Annotated in this window: 1 protein-coding gene; it reads right to left on the bottom strand. The window is 56.3% G+C overall.

All coding sequences use genetic code 11. From position 1 onward, the window contains the following. Positions 1-957: transposase (locus tag DEQ92_RS20840; RefSeq protein WP_147299527.1), on the bottom strand; the 957-nt coding region annotated here is incomplete at its 3' end. Between the last annotated feature and the right edge of the window lie 207 nt (positions 958-1,164).

The following is a 1,164-nucleotide window of genomic DNA, read 5'->3' on the forward strand; positions in this document are numbered from 1 at the left end:
GCGTTCGTAGTTGGTGATTGCTACGACGAGACGAAGGCACAGAGCGAGGAACACCTGCGCTCGTGCGTGAACGCGGCCTCGGGCGTGCGTTCGCCCGAGGCCGCAGTCTTTCACTGATTCATTGGTTCGTTCGACTCCAGTACGGCGGTTGTATGTCTCATCCAACGTGGACTGCTTCAGCTGAATGTCCTCGCTGTGTTGTTCGATGCGGTCTTCGACCCTGTTCTCGATGTCTTTGGGATCGTCGGTGTTTCGCGCGTTGTACGGTGCGATTGGCACGACCCCTGCGGTCAGCAGGTGGTCGTGCCAGTCAAGCGTGTCGTAGGCGCTGTCACCGACCATCCAGATCGGCTTGGCGATGGCGAGCGCGTCACGCGTGACGCGCATCGCCGTCTCCTCTGGCGCTTGCTTACTCTCTGTGAACTCCGCCGCGATCGGGATCTTTTGTCCGGTCGAGACGATCGTACAGCCGTAGCCGTGGTAGTACTCGTCGTCGGTTGGATCGTAGCACTTCGATGCGTCTTGATCGGCGGGCATCGCCCTCACATCAGTTGAATCAATGCAGTAGGTGACGTCGAGCAGGCCGCCCGCCGTGGCCTGCTCGACGAGTCGGTCAAAGACTTCGTCGACGACGTGTTCGAGGTCAGTGAGGAAGCGATCGACCGCGTCTCTCGACGGCGGTCGATCGAAGCCACAGCTGAGCCAGACGACCGTGTTCCGAAGCTCTCGTTCAACGGGACGAATGCCGTAGATGTCCTTGTAGTAGCAGTGGAGGAAGCCACGCATCAGCTCTGGTGGTTCGTGGTCTCGTGTTCGCCCCGTCTCCGCCGGGGCGAACACGTCGAACTCTTCGAGAAACTCGAAAGAGAGGTGCTCAACCAACGCTAACGTCTCTGTCTCCGCGACATTGAAGAACGAGTCTACCGAAGGGTGATCTTGCAGGGTCGCTGAACTCATTCCACCTCAGCGTTCACCCTGCTCTTTGGTGTGCTAATCGTTCTATGGCACCCTCTTTGAATGTAAAATGATCTTATCTGGTTCCCCAGTATGCCTCATAGAAATGGCAACAGATTTGAAAGAACCATACAAACCAGCTCTTGTTAACCCTGCATATACCTTTGATGGGAGATTCATAGGTAACTCAACTCTTGATAACCCAAATAG

Origin of the sequence: Haloferax sp. Atlit-6N, from assembly GCF_003383195.1 — an archaeon.
Taxonomy (GTDB): Archaea; Halobacteriota; Halobacteria; order Halobacteriales; family Haloferacaceae; genus Haloferax; species Haloferax gibbonsii.